The sequence below is a fragment of the Comamonas resistens genome, from assembly GCF_030064165.1.
Classification (GTDB): Bacteria; Pseudomonadota; Gammaproteobacteria; order Burkholderiales; family Burkholderiaceae_C; genus Comamonas; species Comamonas resistens.
The window spans coordinates 5,012,688-5,027,584 of sequence record NZ_CP125947.1 but is presented as its reverse complement, the minus strand read 5'-3'; the positions used below and the strand labels follow the sequence as shown (position 1 = coordinate 5,027,584).

The 14,897-nt window shown below is 63.7% G+C and carries 14 protein-coding genes; 4 read left to right on the top strand and 10 right to left on the bottom strand.

From position 1 onward, the window contains the following. Positions 1-37 precede the first annotated feature (37 nt). On the bottom strand, positions 38-1,120 hold the full coding sequence (locus tag QMY55_RS23490; protein ID WP_407650570.1) for an Ldh family oxidoreductase: 1,083 nt from the start codon (positions 1,118-1,120) through the stop codon (positions 38-40). 135 nt (positions 1,121-1,255) lie between these two features. Here QMY55_RS23490 and QMY55_RS23485 point away from each other — a divergent pair, with 135 nt between their 5' ends. Further along, positions 1,256-2,842 carry an aldehyde dehydrogenase (NADP(+)) gene (locus QMY55_RS23485; RefSeq protein WP_283486486.1) on the top strand — a complete coding sequence of 529 codons (1,587 nt, stop codon included), beginning with the start codon at positions 1,256-1,258 and terminating at the stop codon, positions 2,840-2,842. 27 nt (positions 2,843-2,869) lie between these two features. On the opposite strand, the gene corA is transcribed toward QMY55_RS23485, so the two are convergent. The 4 genes from corA to tsaB form a co-directional block, all read right to left on the bottom strand. Next, complete coding sequence (gene corA, locus QMY55_RS23480; RefSeq protein WP_283486485.1) at positions 2,870-3,856, bottom strand: magnesium/cobalt transporter CorA; 987 nt, start codon at positions 3,854-3,856, stop codon at positions 2,870-2,872. A 214-nt stretch (positions 3,857-4,070) separates the two neighbouring features. Continuing rightward, positions 4,071-4,988: a uracil-DNA glycosylase family protein gene (locus QMY55_RS23475; protein WP_283486484.1), complete on the bottom strand. Its 918-nt coding sequence runs from the start codon at positions 4,986-4,988 to the stop codon at positions 4,071-4,073. Further along, on the bottom strand, positions 4,979-5,494 hold the full coding sequence (rimI, locus tag QMY55_RS23470; protein ID WP_283486483.1) for a ribosomal protein S18-alanine N-acetyltransferase: 516 nt from the start codon (positions 5,492-5,494) through the stop codon (positions 4,979-4,981). The genes QMY55_RS23475 and rimI overlap by 10 nt, the downstream gene beginning before the upstream one ends. Then, on the bottom strand, positions 5,491-6,201 hold the full coding sequence (tsaB, locus tag QMY55_RS23465) for a tRNA (adenosine(37)-N6)-threonylcarbamoyltransferase complex dimerization subunit type 1 TsaB (protein WP_283486482.1): 711 nt from the start codon (positions 6,199-6,201) through the stop codon (positions 5,491-5,493). The genes rimI and tsaB overlap by 4 nt, the downstream gene beginning before the upstream one ends. Positions 6,202-6,383: 182 nt before the next feature. On the opposite strand from tsaB, the gene dacB reads away from it, so the two are divergent. From dacB to QMY55_RS23450, 3 genes are all read left to right on the top strand, one after another. Next, complete coding sequence (gene dacB, locus QMY55_RS23460; RefSeq protein ID WP_283489047.1) at positions 6,384-7,832, top strand: D-alanyl-D-alanine carboxypeptidase/D-alanyl-D-alanine endopeptidase; 1,449 nt, start codon at positions 6,384-6,386, stop codon at positions 7,830-7,832. A 202-nt stretch (positions 7,833-8,034) separates the two neighbouring features. After that, on the top strand, positions 8,035-9,210 hold the full coding sequence (locus QMY55_RS23455; RefSeq protein ID WP_283486481.1) for an SGNH/GDSL hydrolase family protein: 1,176 nt from the start codon (positions 8,035-8,037) through the stop codon (positions 9,208-9,210). Positions 9,211-9,245: 35 nt separating this feature from the next. Continuing rightward, a complete protein-coding gene (locus QMY55_RS23450) occupies positions 9,246-9,917 on the top strand; it encodes an OmpW/AlkL family protein (protein ID WP_283486480.1) in 672 nt (223 codons plus the stop codon). Between the two features lie 57 nt (positions 9,918-9,974). Here QMY55_RS23450 and QMY55_RS23445 read toward each other — a convergent pair whose 3' ends face one another. The 5 genes from QMY55_RS23445 to QMY55_RS23425 are packed head-to-tail and all read right to left on the bottom strand — an operon-like array spanning position 9,975 to position 14,788. After that, positions 9,975-11,141 (bottom strand): acyl-CoA dehydrogenase family protein, encoded by a 1,167-nt coding sequence (locus tag QMY55_RS23445; RefSeq protein ID WP_283486479.1) that lies wholly within the window; start codon positions 11,139-11,141, stop codon positions 9,975-9,977. Between the two features lie 36 nt (positions 11,142-11,177). After that, on the bottom strand, positions 11,178-12,059 hold the full coding sequence (locus QMY55_RS23440) for a type 2 periplasmic-binding domain-containing protein (protein ID WP_283486477.1): 882 nt from the start codon (positions 12,057-12,059) through the stop codon (positions 11,178-11,180). Then, positions 12,052-12,885 (bottom strand): ABC transporter permease, encoded by an 834-nt coding sequence (locus tag QMY55_RS23435; protein ID WP_283486476.1) that lies wholly within the window; start codon positions 12,883-12,885, stop codon positions 12,052-12,054. The genes QMY55_RS23440 and QMY55_RS23435 overlap by 8 nt, the downstream gene beginning before the upstream one ends. Continuing rightward, positions 12,882-13,775, bottom strand: coding sequence for an ABC transporter ATP-binding protein (locus QMY55_RS23430; RefSeq protein ID WP_283486475.1), 894 nt, complete (start codon positions 13,773-13,775; stop codon positions 12,882-12,884). Before QMY55_RS23430 ends, QMY55_RS23435 begins: the two co-directional genes overlap by 4 nt. Beyond that, the gene (locus QMY55_RS23425; RefSeq protein WP_283486474.1) at positions 13,772-14,788 is read right to left on the bottom strand and encodes an ABC transporter substrate-binding protein; all 1,017 of its coding nucleotides are present in this window, start codon (positions 14,786-14,788) and stop codon (positions 13,772-13,774) included. The genes QMY55_RS23430 and QMY55_RS23425 overlap by 4 nt, the downstream gene beginning before the upstream one ends. Between the last annotated feature and the right edge of the window lie 109 nt (positions 14,789-14,897).

Here is a 14,897-nt window from a genome sequence, read left to right as displayed (position 1 = left end):
CTTTTTTGCAGGCCATTGGAAGCAACATCGCACGGACTTAGCCTAGCAATTGCTGGACATCGCGCAGCAAGGCTTCGGGGATCTGCACATATCCATTGGCCAGGCTGCGGCTTCTAGCTGCGAAGCGGCGCTGGGAGGGCAGGCGTGCGCCCTGGCCGGTAATGCTCTCGAACAGTTTTTCAGCGCGCTGACGATCCTCGATAAAGTTGCCGGCGCTGAAAAAACGGGGATCCAACGCGATCACGATTTCGCCATGGCGAGGGCTTGCACCGGCTCCATCGTCGATGCGCAGTGATTCAGCACTGGTCATGTCGCCAATCAATGGCCCAGCCAGTAACTCGATCATGGTCGACAGAGCTGAGCCCTTGTAGCCGCCAAAAGTCAGCATGGCGCCTTGATCCAGCACGGTTGCTGCATCGATGCTCGGGGAGCCTTTGGCATCGACCCCCCAGCCCTTGGGCAAGGTGCGACCACTGCGTCGGTAGAGCTCGATTTCGCCGCGGGCCACGGCACTGGTCGCAAAGTCAAAAACATAGGGCTGGGCGCCGGCCCTGGGCCAGCCAAAGGCGATCGGGTTGGTGCCGAAAACCGGCCGGCTGCCGCCCGCAGGGGCTACCCAGGCGTGACTGGGGGTCATGGCCAGGGCCGCCACGCCGTGCTCGACCAAGGCCTCGATTTCGGGCCACAGGGCTGAGAAGTGATAGCAGTTGTTGATGGCCAGGGCTGCGATCCCGGTTTTGCGGACTTTCTCGAGCAGCACTTTGCTGCCCACCTCGAAAGCCAGTTGCGAGAAGCCGAACTGTGCATCGACGGCGACGACGCCAGGGCCCCGGTCGCTGACGACGGGTATGGCATCGCGCGCGACAGCGCCATGCTGGAGTGTGCGGGTGCACGATAAAACCCGATACATGCCATGCGAATGGCACTCGTCGCGCTCTCCCGCCGTAATCACGCGCGCAATGGCCTGTGCATGTTCGGCAGACAGACCGTGGTGGGTCAATACGCGATAGGCCAGTTGGTGCACTTCATCCAACGTCAGTGCAATGTGGCCTGGTTTCACTGCGCTTGCCTGAGCACTTTGGTCAGGCTGGTTCAGGTTGCTGTTTGGCATGGGTTCCATGGCGTGCTCCTGTGCTTGGACTGGGGTTTGCGCCAAGTCTAAAAATGAATTTTCTAAAATAATTTAAATATATTATCAAGATACTTTGTGATTTTCAACGACACTCGCATCCGTCGCACACATAAGGAGACAAACATGCAAATTACTGGCGAAATGCTGATCGGCGCGAGCGCAGTGCGCGGCGCAGAAGGGCAACAGCAGGCGTTCAATCCCGGTATGGATCAATTCATCGCAACGCCTACATTCGGCATGGGTGGGCAGGTAGAAGTGGATCGCGCGGCCCTGCTAGCGGCGCAGGCATTCGATCCTTACCGTCAGTTGCCGCTTGCCAAGCGTGCCGAATTTCTAGAGCTGATTGCCGACAACATCATGGCTTTGGGCGATGCCCTGATCGAGCGCGCCATGGCTGAAACCGGCCTACCGCTGGCGCGCCTGCAAGGCGAGCGTGGGCGCACGGTAGGGCAGCTTCGGCTGTTTGCCAAGGTGGTTCGCGATGGCCGTTTCCTGAGCCCGACCGTTGACCAGGCGCAGCCCGAGCGCACACCGCTGCCCCGGGCCGACCTGCGCTTGGCCAAGATGGCGCTGGGGCCGGTAGCGGTGTTTGGTGCGAGCAATTTTCCGTTGGCGTTCTCGGTGGCCGGGGGGGATACGGCGTCGGCCCTGGCTGCCGGTGCCCCTGTGATCGTCAAGGCCCACAGCGCCCATCTGGGCACGTCCGAAATGGTGGGTCGGGCGATTCAAAAAGCGGTCAAAGATTTGGGCTTGCCCGAAGGGGTGTTTTCCCTGCTGATGGGCGCCGGGCGCAAGCTGGGTGAGGCCTTGGTCGCACACCCTGCCATCAAGGCTGTTGGCTTTACCGGATCGCGTCAAGGGGGACTTGCATTGATGCGCATTGCCAATGCGCGTCCGGAGCCCATTCCCGTCTATGCAGAGATGAGCAGCATCAACCCGGTGTTCCTGATGCCGGCCGCCCTGGCCGCGCGCGCCGAGTCGATAGGGCGCGGCTTTGCCGACTCGCTGACAATGGGGGCGGGTCAGTTCTGCACCAACCCGGGGATGGTGGTGGCTATTGGCGACGATAACGTGCAGTGCTTCATCGACGCAGCAAGCCAGGCGCTGGCCGCCAAGCCGGCCCAGACCATGTTGACGCCCGGCATTCACCAGGCCTTTGGCGCTGGCGTCGCCCAGGTCGATGCTGCGGAAGGTGTGGAGAAAGTGGCGCAAGGGCAGCCGGCCGGCGGGTTGCGCAATGCCGCGCAGGCCGCGCTGTATGTGACGGATGTGCAGCGCCTGTTGTCATCGCCTGTGCTGCAGGAGGAGATGTTTGGCCCGGCCTCCATCGTTATTCGTGCCAAGGATTTCGAAGAGGTTCTCCAGCTGGCTGAGCAACTCGAGGGCCAGTTGACGGTGACGCTGCAGCTCGACCCTGCAGACCATGCCGACGCGCGGCGCCTCATCTCCGTGCTGGAACGCAAGGCAGGGCGCATTTTGGCCAACGGCTTTCCGACCGGTGTCGAGGTATGTCACGCCATGGTGCATGGCGGCCCTTTCCCGTCCACGTCCAACGCCATGTTCACTTCTGTGGGGGCCAGTGCCATCGACCGCTTTATGCGCCCGGTGTGCTATCAGGATCTGCCGGATGAGTTGTTGCCTGAGGCTGTGCAGCAAGCAAACCCGCTGGGGTTGTCCAGGGTGGTCAACGGTGATTTGGAAGCAGGCTGATCGGCAGCATGCTGTGCTGCGCGTGGGTTACTTCAACCAGCCGCGTTTGCGGAAGTACAGCATCGGGCCCACGGCGCTCAGAATCATCAGGGCGACCACATAGCCGTAGCCGAATTCCCATTCCAGCTCTGGCATGAACTTGAAGTTCATGCCATAGACGCTGGCGATCAGCGTGGGCGGCAGCAGGGCCACGCTGGCCACGGAGAAGATCTTGATGATCTTGTTCTGGTTGATGTTGATGAAGCCCACGGTGGCATCCATCAGAAAGTTGATCTTGTCGAACAGAAAGGCCGTGTGGCTGTCCAGCGACTCGATGTCGCGCAGGATCTGGCGCGACTCCTCGAACTGCTCTGCATTGAGCATCTTGGAGCGCATCATGAAGCTGACGGCACGGCGCGTGTCCATGACGTTGCGGCGGATGCGGCCATTCAAGTCTTCCTGGCGGGCAATGGCGCCCAGCACCTCTTTGGCCACATCGTCGGTCACGTCGCCCGACAGCACCATCTTGCTGGCTTTTTCGAGGTCGTCATAGATGCGCTCCAGAGTATCGGCCGAGTACTCGGCGTCCGCGTCGAAGAGCTTGAGCAGCACATCCTTGGCTTCGTCGATCAGGCCGGGCGCGCGGCGCGCGCGCATGCGCAGCAGGCGGAACACGGGCACGTCTTCGTCGTGGATGGAGAACAGCACGCCACAGCTGCGCAGATTCTGGTTGTGCTGGTTGAGGATGAAGGCCACGCGTACCGAGCGCGGGTCTTCCACATCGTCGATCAAAAAGTCGCTGCGGATATGCAGCTCGCCATTGTCTTCCTCGTAGAAGCGGGCGGACTCCTCGATATCGTCGTCCATCGCGTCTTCGGGGATGGACAGTTCGTAGTGCTGCTTGATCCAGCGCTTTTCTTCGGGCGTGGGGGATTCCAGATCCACCCAGATGGGGCGAAAGCGTTCGAGGTCTTCCAGAGACTCGATTTCTTCTTGAACGAGGCGGCCGCTGGCCAGCGTAAAGATGTTGAGCATCGGCTCACTCCCGGTTGTTCTTGGGGTTCTGCAGGGATGAAGGCGCTTTCAACCCCCATCCATTCGTAACCGGGAGCTGAAAGCTACCAACTGGGATAGTTGTCCACAGATGTCTTTCAGTTAATCGAAGCCGATGATTATGCTACGTTGCACCGCAGCATGCCGCGCCGGGCTGACATGGGATAGTGGGTAAACAGGGCTTGTCTTGCCTCTGTCATGCGGGCTTTGTAAAACCCTGGGCCTGTACCAGATCGGCCCAGGCACCGGCCTTGGCCTGCGGTGCACGCAGCAGGTAGTTGGGGTCGTAGGTCACTACCGTGGGGACGCCGGCAATGCGATGCGGCTCGGCACGCAGGCGGCCCAGCGCCTCGTGGCGGCCGAGCACGGCGCGGGCGCTGGCCAGGCCCAGCACCAGCACGCAGTCGGGGCGCAGCTCGCGCAGCACGGCCTCCAGTGCTGGCTGCAGCGGTTGGGCGTGGCTCAGGTCGGCATCGGCCGGCGCGCGGTGCAGTGCCGCGCTGTAGACGCGCGGTTTTTCCTGCAGGCTCAGGGCGCGCAGCATATTGTCCAGAAGTCGGGCTGCATCGCCCTGCAGTGCGGTCTGTGCGCTGTCTGCCGATGGCTTTTGCGCGGGGCTGAGCAATGCCGGGTTGGCAGGCGGCTCCAGCAGAATCAGCCAGCCGCCCTGCTGTGCCGCCTGCACATGCTGGGGCGCATGGGGATAGACCAGCTGTGCCGGGCCAATGGTCCAGCCCAGGCCGGGCTCGCCCGCAGGGCCGGCAGCCGGTTGCTGCACAAAGCGATGAGGTTCGCGGCTGTGGCTAGTCAGCAGGGGAGCCGCACGCGCCGGAGTCTGAGGAGCCGCCGGCGCCGATGAGGGCGTTGATGCCGGTGCCTGTGCAGCAGGTGCAGGGGGCTGAACGGCTGGCGCAGATACCGGGGCCGATATCGGAGCGGATATTGGCGGCGAAACAGGTGCCACAGGCGCTGTACGCATCGCCGGCGCGGCTTCGGCCACAGCGATGTCGGTCAATTCAGGGGCCGCCGCAATTTCGACAGCTTCGGGCAGCCAGACGGTGATGCCCATGGCTTCCAGCATGGCCCGCTGGCGGGCATCCAGATTCAGGGCCATAGTTTGAGACTCATGAGCACGGCGTTCTCACGCGGGCCGTTGGGGTTGGGGTAGTAGTTCTTGCGCAGGCCCACTTCGGCAAAGCCATGCTTGAGGTAGACCTCGCGCGCGCGGGTATTGCTTTCCCGCACTTCCAGCCAGATCCACTGTGAATTTTTCTGCCGCGCCCACAGCGCCAAGGCATCGAGCAGCACGCGCGCCCAGCCCTGGCGCTGGAAGGCCGGGTTGACGGTGATGTTGAGCAGGTGCACCTCGTCCAGCACCGACATGGCGACAAAGTAGCCCAGCAACTGGTGCTGGGAGTCGACCAGCAACTGCGCCTCGTAGCCGGCCACCATCGCATCCTGAAAATTGCCCCGGCTCCAGGGGTGGACATAGGCCTGCTCCTCGATGGGGAGCAGGGTGTCCAGCCACAGAACTGACAGCGGCTCGAAACGCACAAGGGATGCGGCGTCGTCCAGGGCGACTTCAGCGGTTGGCAGTACAGGGCTGCTAGGTGATGTCATTGCGCGGCTTGAGGTGTGGCGGCTTGTGCGGCAGCGGCTTTTTCGCTTTCGCGCTCGGCCGTGGTTTTGGCCACTTTATCGCGGATGTAGCGCGGCAGGGCCTGCTCGGCGGGCACGGCGCAGCCTTTTGCCAACAGCGCAGGGGCCAGGCGCAGCATGGCAGTGGCCGTGGGCAGGGCGTGCACATGCGGGGCGGTGGGCGCCAGCAGCTCGGGGTAGACGTTGCTGGCGTTGCCCGCCACGGTCAGGCCGGCCGCCACCTCCAGGGCTTCGGGGGCGCACAGGCCAAAATCTTCGGGCTCCACCCACTGGCCGCCGACAAAGCGAAATGCTGCGTGATAGACCTCGTTCATGCGTGCATCCAGTACGGCCTCGACCTCGGTGCAGCCATGCAGATGTCGGGCTTCCTCGGCCACGGTCAGCAGCGAATCCACAGGCAGCACGGGAACCTGGGCCGCAAATGCCAGGCCCTGGGTGATGGCGCAGGCCGTACGCAGGCCGGTGAAAGAACCTGGGCCGCGGCCAAAGGCAATGGCGTCCAGCTGTTTGAATTCCAGCTGTGCCTCCTGCATCAGCTGGCGGATGGCCGGCAGCAACTGGGCCGACGACTGCTGCGCGCCCGGGCCGCTGTATTGCCAGACGGCATCGCCGCGCTGGACGGCTACAAACAGGGTATCGGTACTGGTGTCGAGGGCTAAGAGATTCATGGTCGGCGGGCGTCAGTCGCAATCGGGCTGGAGCGCTATTCGTGCTGCACTGGCGGGCAGTGGAAGGCTGACATTATCGGATGCCCGCCGTTGCCTTGCCGCTGGCGCTGCCAATGCCCGGCATGGTGGTGTCCAACGTATCGACGCCCGGCGTGGTGACGCCCAGCGTAGACTTGCGCCCCATGCTGCAGACCAAGACTTTTCTTCGCAAGACCCTGACCGCGCTGGGCGCACCTTTGCTGGCGCTGCTGGCCACGTCCTCCCAAGCACAGACACCACAGACCGACACCCGCATCCCCGCTGCCGTGGACGCTGCCCTGCAGCGCGCCAAGATTCCGCGCGAAGCTGTGTCGCTGATGGTGATGGATGTGGACGGAAAGTCCGCGCCACGCCTGGCCTGGCGCACGCACCAGCCCATGAACCCGGCATCGGTCATGAAGCTGGTCACCACCTATGCGGCGCTCGATCAGCTGGGTCCGGCCTATGTCTGGCGCACGCCCGTGTATTTCGGCGGACCCGTGGTCGACGGTGCGCTGCGCGGCAATCTCTATATCCAGGGGCAGGGCGATCCCAAGCTGGTGCTGGAGCGCCTGTGGCTGATGCTGCGCCGCCTGCAGGGCATGGGCGTGAAGGTCATCGTCGGCGATATCGTGCTGGACCGCTCGGCCTTCCAACTGCCCGCGCATGACGCGGCGGTCTTCGACAACGAGCCCTGGCGGCCCTACAACGCCTCGCCCGATGCGCTGCTGATCAACTACAAGGCCGTGGCTCTCAATATTGCTCCTGATACGGGAGCTGGTGTCGCTCGCATTCAGTACGATCCACCAATGTCCGGCATGGAAAATCAGACAACCGTGCCGCTGGCTGCTACGAATTCTGATTGCGGTGACTGGCGCACCAAGCTGCAGCTCGATATGAGCAACCCGCAGCGCATTGGCTTTGCCGGCAGCTATCCGGCGATCTGCGGCGACAAGAGCTGGTCCATCGCTCCGGCCCAGCCCGAGCAGTTTGCGGCCAAGGCCATTGAAGGCATGTGGCGCGATCTGGGGGGCAAGCTGACCGGCGCCGTGCGTGACGGTACCGTGCCGCAGGGCCTGCAGCCGGCATTCCAGACCGAGTCCCCCTCGCTGTCCGAGGTGGTGCGTGACGTCAACAAGTACAGCAACAACATCATGGCCCAGCATGTGTTTCTGGCCCTGGGCATGCAGCGTACCGGCGTGGCCAGCTTCGAGACTTCGCGCCAGGTGCTGGCCCAATGGTGGCAAAGCCGCTGGGGTGCCGCCGAGCAGCCCGTGGTGGACAACGGCGCGGGCCTGAGCCGCAACGCCAGCATCACGGCCAGCAGCCTGGCGCAGATGCTGCAAAACGCCTGGATGTCACCGGTGATGCCGGAGTTTGTGGCATCCATGCCCATCGTCGGTGTGGACGGCACGCTGCGCCGCAGCCGCAGCAAATCGGCTGGCGCAGCCCACCTCAAGACCGGCACGCTGCGCGACTCTGCCGCGCTGGCCGGCTATGTGGATGGCGCCAGCGGCCACCGCTATGTACTGGTGGCCATGGCCAACCATGCCAATGCGCCAGCGGCACGCACGGCCTGGGAAGCATTGGTGGACTGGGCGGCTGTGCAGTAGCGCCCTCGCAACTGGAAGCACTTCCCGCCAGAGACGGTGAAACCGTCGTTCCCGTTTCAGGGGAGGCCGCGCGACGGCACAGGGGGGGTTTCTTTTTTCCTATCGGTAGTTGCCCGGGATGTGGCGGCGACTCAGTGTCGCTAGGATGACGTTGGTAATAAAAGCACGGTCGTGCTATTCATAACTGACGGAGGCCTTCATCTTGCAAAGCAAACTTAAATTTCTGGCGGCTGCATTGGCAACTGCGGGCCTGCTGGCCGCCTGTGGCGGCGGCGGTGGTGCCGATACCACTCCCAAGGCCAAGGTGACTTCGGTCAAGGTCATGGGCGATAGCCTCTCGGACAGCGGTACCTTCGGCTTCAAGTTCACGGTCCAGGGCTCGGCGCCCACCGGTGCCGGCTCGACCATGATCTGGCCCGAGCGCATTGCTGACCAGTTCAGCCAGAGCTTGTGCGCCCACTTTCGTGCCGGTGACGAGAATCTCACGACTTATCAGGAAGTCGCCACTTGCACCAATTACGCAGTGGGTGGTGGCCGCGTGAACCCGCTGGATGCGCCGACATCGCCCAAGTCGGTGCTGGTGCAGATCCAGGTCGCATCCAAGGCTGGCTTCAGCGCCGATGATCTGGTCGTCATCGATGGCGGCGCCAACGATGCCGCCGACGTGATCGGGGCGCTGATCGCCGCAGCCAAGGGCAATTCGCAGCCGCTGAACGCCATGGTGGCCTGGCTGGATTCCAAGGCTCCCGGCACGTCCACTGCCCTGATGACCCAGGCCGGAGGCGATGCCTCCAAGTTTGCCGGCCTGGCAGCGGGTGCCTATCTGCAAACCCTGGCCAAGGCTCTGGCCGGCTCCATTGCGCAGAATGTGGTCGCCAAGGGCGCCACGCGTGTGGCCGTGCTGAATGTTCCCGCCATCACCAAGACACCGCGCTTCCAGATGGTCCTGGCCAGCATTGCCAAGGCCGCAGGCGGTGGTGACCAGGGTGCTGCCGTGGCCGCCAAGCAGGAAGCGTCATTCGATGCCCTGGTGCAGGTCTTCAACAACCAGCTGGCCGCCAGCCTGGCAGGCCAGTCCCAGGTGGCCCTGGTCGATTTCTACACCGAGTTCAAGAATCAGATCAGCAACCCGGCCCAGTACGACTTCGACAACGTGAAGGATCCGGTCTGCCCGATCACTGGCGTGGACGAAAGCGGCCTGCCCAGCTACACCTTCCCCACCTGCACGGCAGCGGCCCTGAGTGCTACACCCGGCAAATCCGGCCCTGACTGGTGGCAGCACCATGTCTTTGCCGACAGCTTCCACCCCACGCCTTACGGCCATCAGCAAATGAGCCAGCTGGTTTCCCGCTCCCTGGCCCAGAAGGGCTGGCTGTAAATCCGTCCGCACCTCAATAACAAGGAGACAAAACCATGAAAAATTCCGTGCGGATCATTGCAGCCGCTGCTGCGCTGGCGGCCTGCGGTCTGGCCAGCGCCCAATCGGCCGGAAGCTGGATGGCGCGTGTGGGCGTGACCCATCTGGCGCCCGATGTGGACAGCGGCAATCTGTCGGCTCCATCCTTTCCGAACACCAAGGTGGACGCCAAAAACAACACCCAGCTCGGTGGCGGCATCACCTATATGGTGACTGACAATCTGGCGCTGGATCTGCCGCTGGCAACGCCCTTCAAGCATGATCTGGTGGGCGATGGTGCCATTGCCGGCGTGGGCAAGCTGGGTAGCACCAAGGCCATTCCCGCGACCTTGATGCTGCAGTACCGCTTCAATGAGGCGAATGCTGCATTCCGTCCCTATGTGGGCCTGGGCGTGACCTATGCCCATTTCTATGGCGAGAAGACCACGGCCACGCTCAACGGCCTGACAGGGGGCACCCAGGCGAATCCGACCACCGCCAAGGTGGATGACAAGTTTGGTGCCCTGGCGCAACTGGGTTTTGTCTACAACTTCAATGAACGCTGGTTTGTGGATGCCTCCTACTCCAAGAGTTTCTTGAAGACCAAGATCCATCTCTCTTCCGGGCAGAGCATCAACGTCAAACTCAACCCCAACGTATTTGGGCTGGCGGTGGGCTACCGCTTCTGAGGTGACGCGGCCGACACGAAAAATCCGGGCTGGTCCCGGATTTTTTTGTGCCGTGGCTCAGTTGTAGTGCTGGGCCGAAGGCTCCTCGCCATGCACGGCCCAGCGGCCCAGGGCCTGGAGTTTGTAGTCCAGCGGGTCGTGCAGGGTATGGGTGCGTACATTGCGCCAGAAACGGTCGAAGCCGAGGTCGGCATGGGTGCCGCGCGAGCCCACCACATCGAACATTTCCTGGGTGGCGAACAGGGTGCAGCGATGCGCCATGACCTTGGCTTCGAAGACGGCGATGGCGACCTCGGCGCGTTCCGCCGCACTCAGCCCAGGGCCGCGCTCCCAGGCTTTTTGCAGCAGCTCTGCGCCGTGGTCGGCCATCAGGGAAGCTCCCGAAATCTGGGCCTGCATCTCGCCCATGCGACGCAGCAGGTAGGGGTCGTCGGTGGCGCGCTCCACCGCCGAGCCCAGCCAGGGCCGGCCATGTTCGCGCGCATGGTCGCGTGCCTGCCGGCGTGCGCCCTGGGCCACGCCGACAAACAGATTGACCAGCACCAGCTGCGCCAGGCAGTTGCGCAGCGTATGAAAGGCCGTGACTTCGGCATTCTCGTCCCGCATGACGGCGCTGGCGGGAAGCTGGACGCGATTGAACTGCACCGAGCCGCTGTCGGTCTGACGCTGGCCCATGGGGTTCCAGTCGTCCTTGACGGCAATGCCGGGCGAGGCGGTTTCAAGCAGGCCCAGAACCGGCTGCGCGTGCCCGGCCACGCAGGCCGACACCGTCAGGTAGTGAGAGCCGCGTGTGCCCGAGCAAAAGCCTTTCAGACCGTCGAGCACATAACCGCCGGCCAGCTCCGAGCTGCGGGGCAGGGCCTGCAGACGCGTGTCGCGCGGGTTCAGCGCGTTGCCCCACCAGCCGTTCTCGTCGATGGTGCGGCGCAGCCAGAGGCGCTGCTGCTGGCGCGAGCCATAGATCAGCACGGTGGCGACCTGGAGCTGGTGAAACGCCAGCACATGGGCCAGGGCGCTGTCGACGGCGGCCAGGGCGCGCACATGGCGGTATATGTCGGGCCAGCTCAGCGCGTCGCCACCATGCTCGCGGGGGATTGCCAGGCGCAGCAGGCCGGCATCGCGCAGCAAGGCTTTTTCCGCTGCCGCATGACCGCCCTGGCGGTCGCGCGCGACGGCGGTTTTTTCCAGGGCGACTAGTACATCGTTGAAGTGGCTGGAGAACATGGTGAAGATGGTGGAGGGCGGAAAAGAGGCGGACGGTCAGTGGCAGATGGCTCCGTCTTCCAGCAAGGAAGCTTCCAGAGCAATCGTGCTGACGCGGTTGTCCTGCGCGCGTTGCTGCAGACCGCTGCGCTGCCATTGCTGGACGGCGTGCTGCAGCCAGCGGGTGGACTGCGCATCGGCCTTGGCCAGACGGATATGGGCCTGATCCGTGGTGCGAAAGCGGTTGCCGAGACGCTCGTAGAAGCGCCAGTTGTCCTGTTGCAGCAGGCGCGTGATGACCTCGGGCGATTCGGCCAAAACATGGCATTTGCCGGCCAGGAAATCGCTGACTGCATGAATGCTGGAGGGCGCGAAAAGAGGCTGCAGGCCCTGGGCCTGCAAGGTGCTGGCAGAGGCCTGACCCGTGGCGATGCAGGTCGTGGGTCTGGGGGCGGCCTTCTGCGCCACATGCGGCAGCCAGGAACTCCAGTGACCGGGGGCATGGCGGCTCCAGAGGGCGGCCTGCTGCTTGAGCACCAGCAGTTGCAGGCTTTGCGGCATATAGCTGCCGCCGGTCTGTCGATCGGCGGCGACCGGGCCGTCCTGCGGCGCCACGCCTTCGAGCACCAGGTCGGCATCGCTGGCGGGGGTGATTCTGACGCTGGTGCCCAGTTGCCGGCCCAGCCAGTCCGCGAGGGCCTGGTCGTAGACATCGGGCTCTGGCGGCAAGGCTTCGCCGGGCAGGGCAGGGCGCGCATAGCTGCGCAGGGCCACATGGAGCACGCCCTGGCGCCGGGCCTGTTGCAGCACCGGGCCTGCCGCCTCCGTGCCGCCGAGATCCGGCAGTGCCGGCCACAGCACGCCAGCGCCGGCGGCGGCTGCTGCCAGCGCGGTGCCGGCCAGGACCAATCGTAGCCAGGATTGCGCGGCGCTACTCATGAAATTCCAGTCCGCTGCGCCAGCGCGTCAGGCGCTTTTCGAGCAAGGCCAGCCCATAGTTGAGGGCCAGGCCCAGAACGGCCAGCAGCACGATGCCCGCGTACATGCTGGGGATCTGGAAGATCTCCTGAGAATTCAGCGTGAGAAAGCCCAGGCCTGCATGCGAGCCGATCATCTCGGCGGCGACCAGCGCGGTGATCGAATAGGCGCCCGCCAGTCGGATGCCGGTGAAGATGGACGGTGCCGCCGCCGGCAGTATGACCTTGAAGAAGATGAAGCCGCGCGAGGCCCCCATGGACAGCGCCGAATGGATCAGCAGCTTTTCCACCTGCTTGACGCCGCTGATGGTGTTGAGCAGCACCGGCCAGAAGGCCGCCCAGAAGATGATGGCGATCTTGGAGGCTTCGCCGATGCCGAAGAACAGCAGAAAGACCGGGAACAGCGCCAGTGCCGAGACCTGGCGGAACAGCTGCAGCAAGGGGTCGAAAAAGGCTTCGAAGCGGCGCACCACGCCCATCAGCAACCCCAGCGCCACGCCTGCCACGACGGCCAGAATCAGGCCTGCCAGCGAGCGCTGCAGGCTGGCCGCCACATGCTTGTCCAGCTGGCCGGTCTGTGCCAGCTGGACGATGGCCGCCAGAACTGCGGATGGCGGGCTGAGAAAGGCCGAATTGACCAGTCCCGCACGGGGCAGGAATTCCCAGATGGCAAAGAACAGCAGCACGCAGGTCGAGCGCTCCAGCCATCGGAGCCCGAGTTGCCGGGAGGAAAGCAGCGACACCGGCTTGGCGGGGCGCCGGGATGGGGATGCGGCCAGTTGGCTCATATGGCAAATCCTCGCAAGGCCAGGCTGAAATCAGGGGCGGTGGGCAGCAGTGGTGCCAGCGGTTGCTGGCGGTGGCCGCTGGCAAAGGCGACTTCGTCGCGCAGCACATCCCAGGCCTGTTCGCGCAGTTGCACAAAGGCCGGGGCATGGCGTATCTCGGCGGGGCGCGGACGCGGCAGCGCTATGTCCAGCACGGATTTGATGCGACCGGGTCGGTGCGTCATGACGGCGATGCGATCCGACAGATAGATGGCTTCATCGAGGCTGTGGGTGATGAAGACGATGGTGGTCTTGTGCTGCTCCCAGATGCGCAGCAGCTCGGACTGCAGTATTTCGCGTGTCTGGGCATCCAGGGCGGCAAACGGTTCGTCCATCAGCAGCAGGCTGGGCGAATAGGCCAGGGAGCGGGCGATGGCCACGCGCTGACGCATCCCGCCCGAGAGTTCGTGCGGGTAGCGCTGGCCGAAGCCGGCCAGCCCCACCAGGTGCAGAAACTGCTCGGCAGTCTCCCGGCGCTCGCGTTTGGGAATCTTGCGGATCTCCAGCCCGACCTCGATGTTCTCCAGCACGGTACGCCACGGAAACAGCGCATAGCCCTGGAACACCACGCCCTGCTCGCGGTTGATGCCGCTGGCCGGCTGGCCGTCGATGCTGATGCTGCCGCCGCTCTTGCGCGCCAGCCCGGCCAGCACATTGAGAAACGTGGACTTGCCGCAGCCTGAAGGGCCGAGGAGGGTGAAGAACTCGCCTTCACGGATATCGAGATTGAAGTCCTGCAGGGCGGCGATCTGCTGCTTGCGGCCGCGCTCGTCGGCAATGGCGAAATCCATGCGCACATCGCGTGCCCGGATCTTGATGGCGGAGCCAGACTCGTCCAGGGCAGTGCTCATGTCGCCGCTCCCTTGGCAAAGGGGTTGAACTCGTTGGTGTACACATCCTTGACCGCCACCTTGCCCGGCTGCAGCTTGCCTTCGCGCTCCAGCACGTCGATGTAGTACTGGATGGGCGGCTCGGTGATGATCTGGTCGTCCACATAGGCATAGCGCTCCACATGCTTGAGCTCCATGCCGAGACGCTCGGCCGTGTAGCGGCGCGCTTCGTCGGTGTGGGCGTTGACCCAGTTGCCGGCCTTGGCGATGGCCGTGACCACATCGCGCACGGCCTGCGGGTTCTCGCGCGCAAACCTGCCGTTGACGCTATAGGGCGCCATGCCGCCCAGGCCGCGGTCCAGGTCGTAGTCGGTCCACAGGCGCTGCAGCTCGGGGTTGGCTTCGGCACCGCCGGAATGGGGTGGGTGGATGATGGCCAGATCCACATTGCGGCCGATCACGGCCTGCTCGCCCTGGTTGTCGGGAACGACCAGGAAGTTGATCTTGTTGACATCGGCGCCGTGCTCGCGGAAATAGGTCTTGGAGACAAACTCGGCGCAGGCGCCGAAGCTGTTGAAGCCGATGGTCTTGCCTTCCAGATCCCTGGGCGTGCGGATGCCCGAATCCTTGCGCACGAAGTACTTCATATGCGGTGCCTCCTGCAGCGTCTTGCTGCCGGCAGCAATCACCTTCATGTCGGCCCCGGCCGCAATGGCCGAAATCACCAGCGGCACCATGCGCGAGCCGAAATGGATGTCGCCCGTGCCGACCAGCGGAATGATCTGGGGGGCGGCAATCTTGCCCACGTAGTTGGGACGGGTCGAGGTACCGTCGAAGTAGCCCAGTCTGTCGGCCAGATAGATCAGGTCGAAAGAGGGGTTGTCGGGGTAGTTGAAGGGAACGACCTTGCCATTCTGTGCCGTGCGGCTCGTTTCGCTGCTGGCCTGGTTGTCGGAGCGTGAGCAAGCCGCCAAGCCCAGGGATGCTGCACTGATGGACAGAAGCTTGCCAAGCGCGTCGCGACGGGTTCCCATGGTTCTAACCTTTGAAGTTGCTGTGGAAGCAAGCAAGGTTAGAGAAGGTGTCTAATAAAGAAAACGAATAAAAATTTGTATCTTTAATTGAAAATCAGCTAAGAGGCCG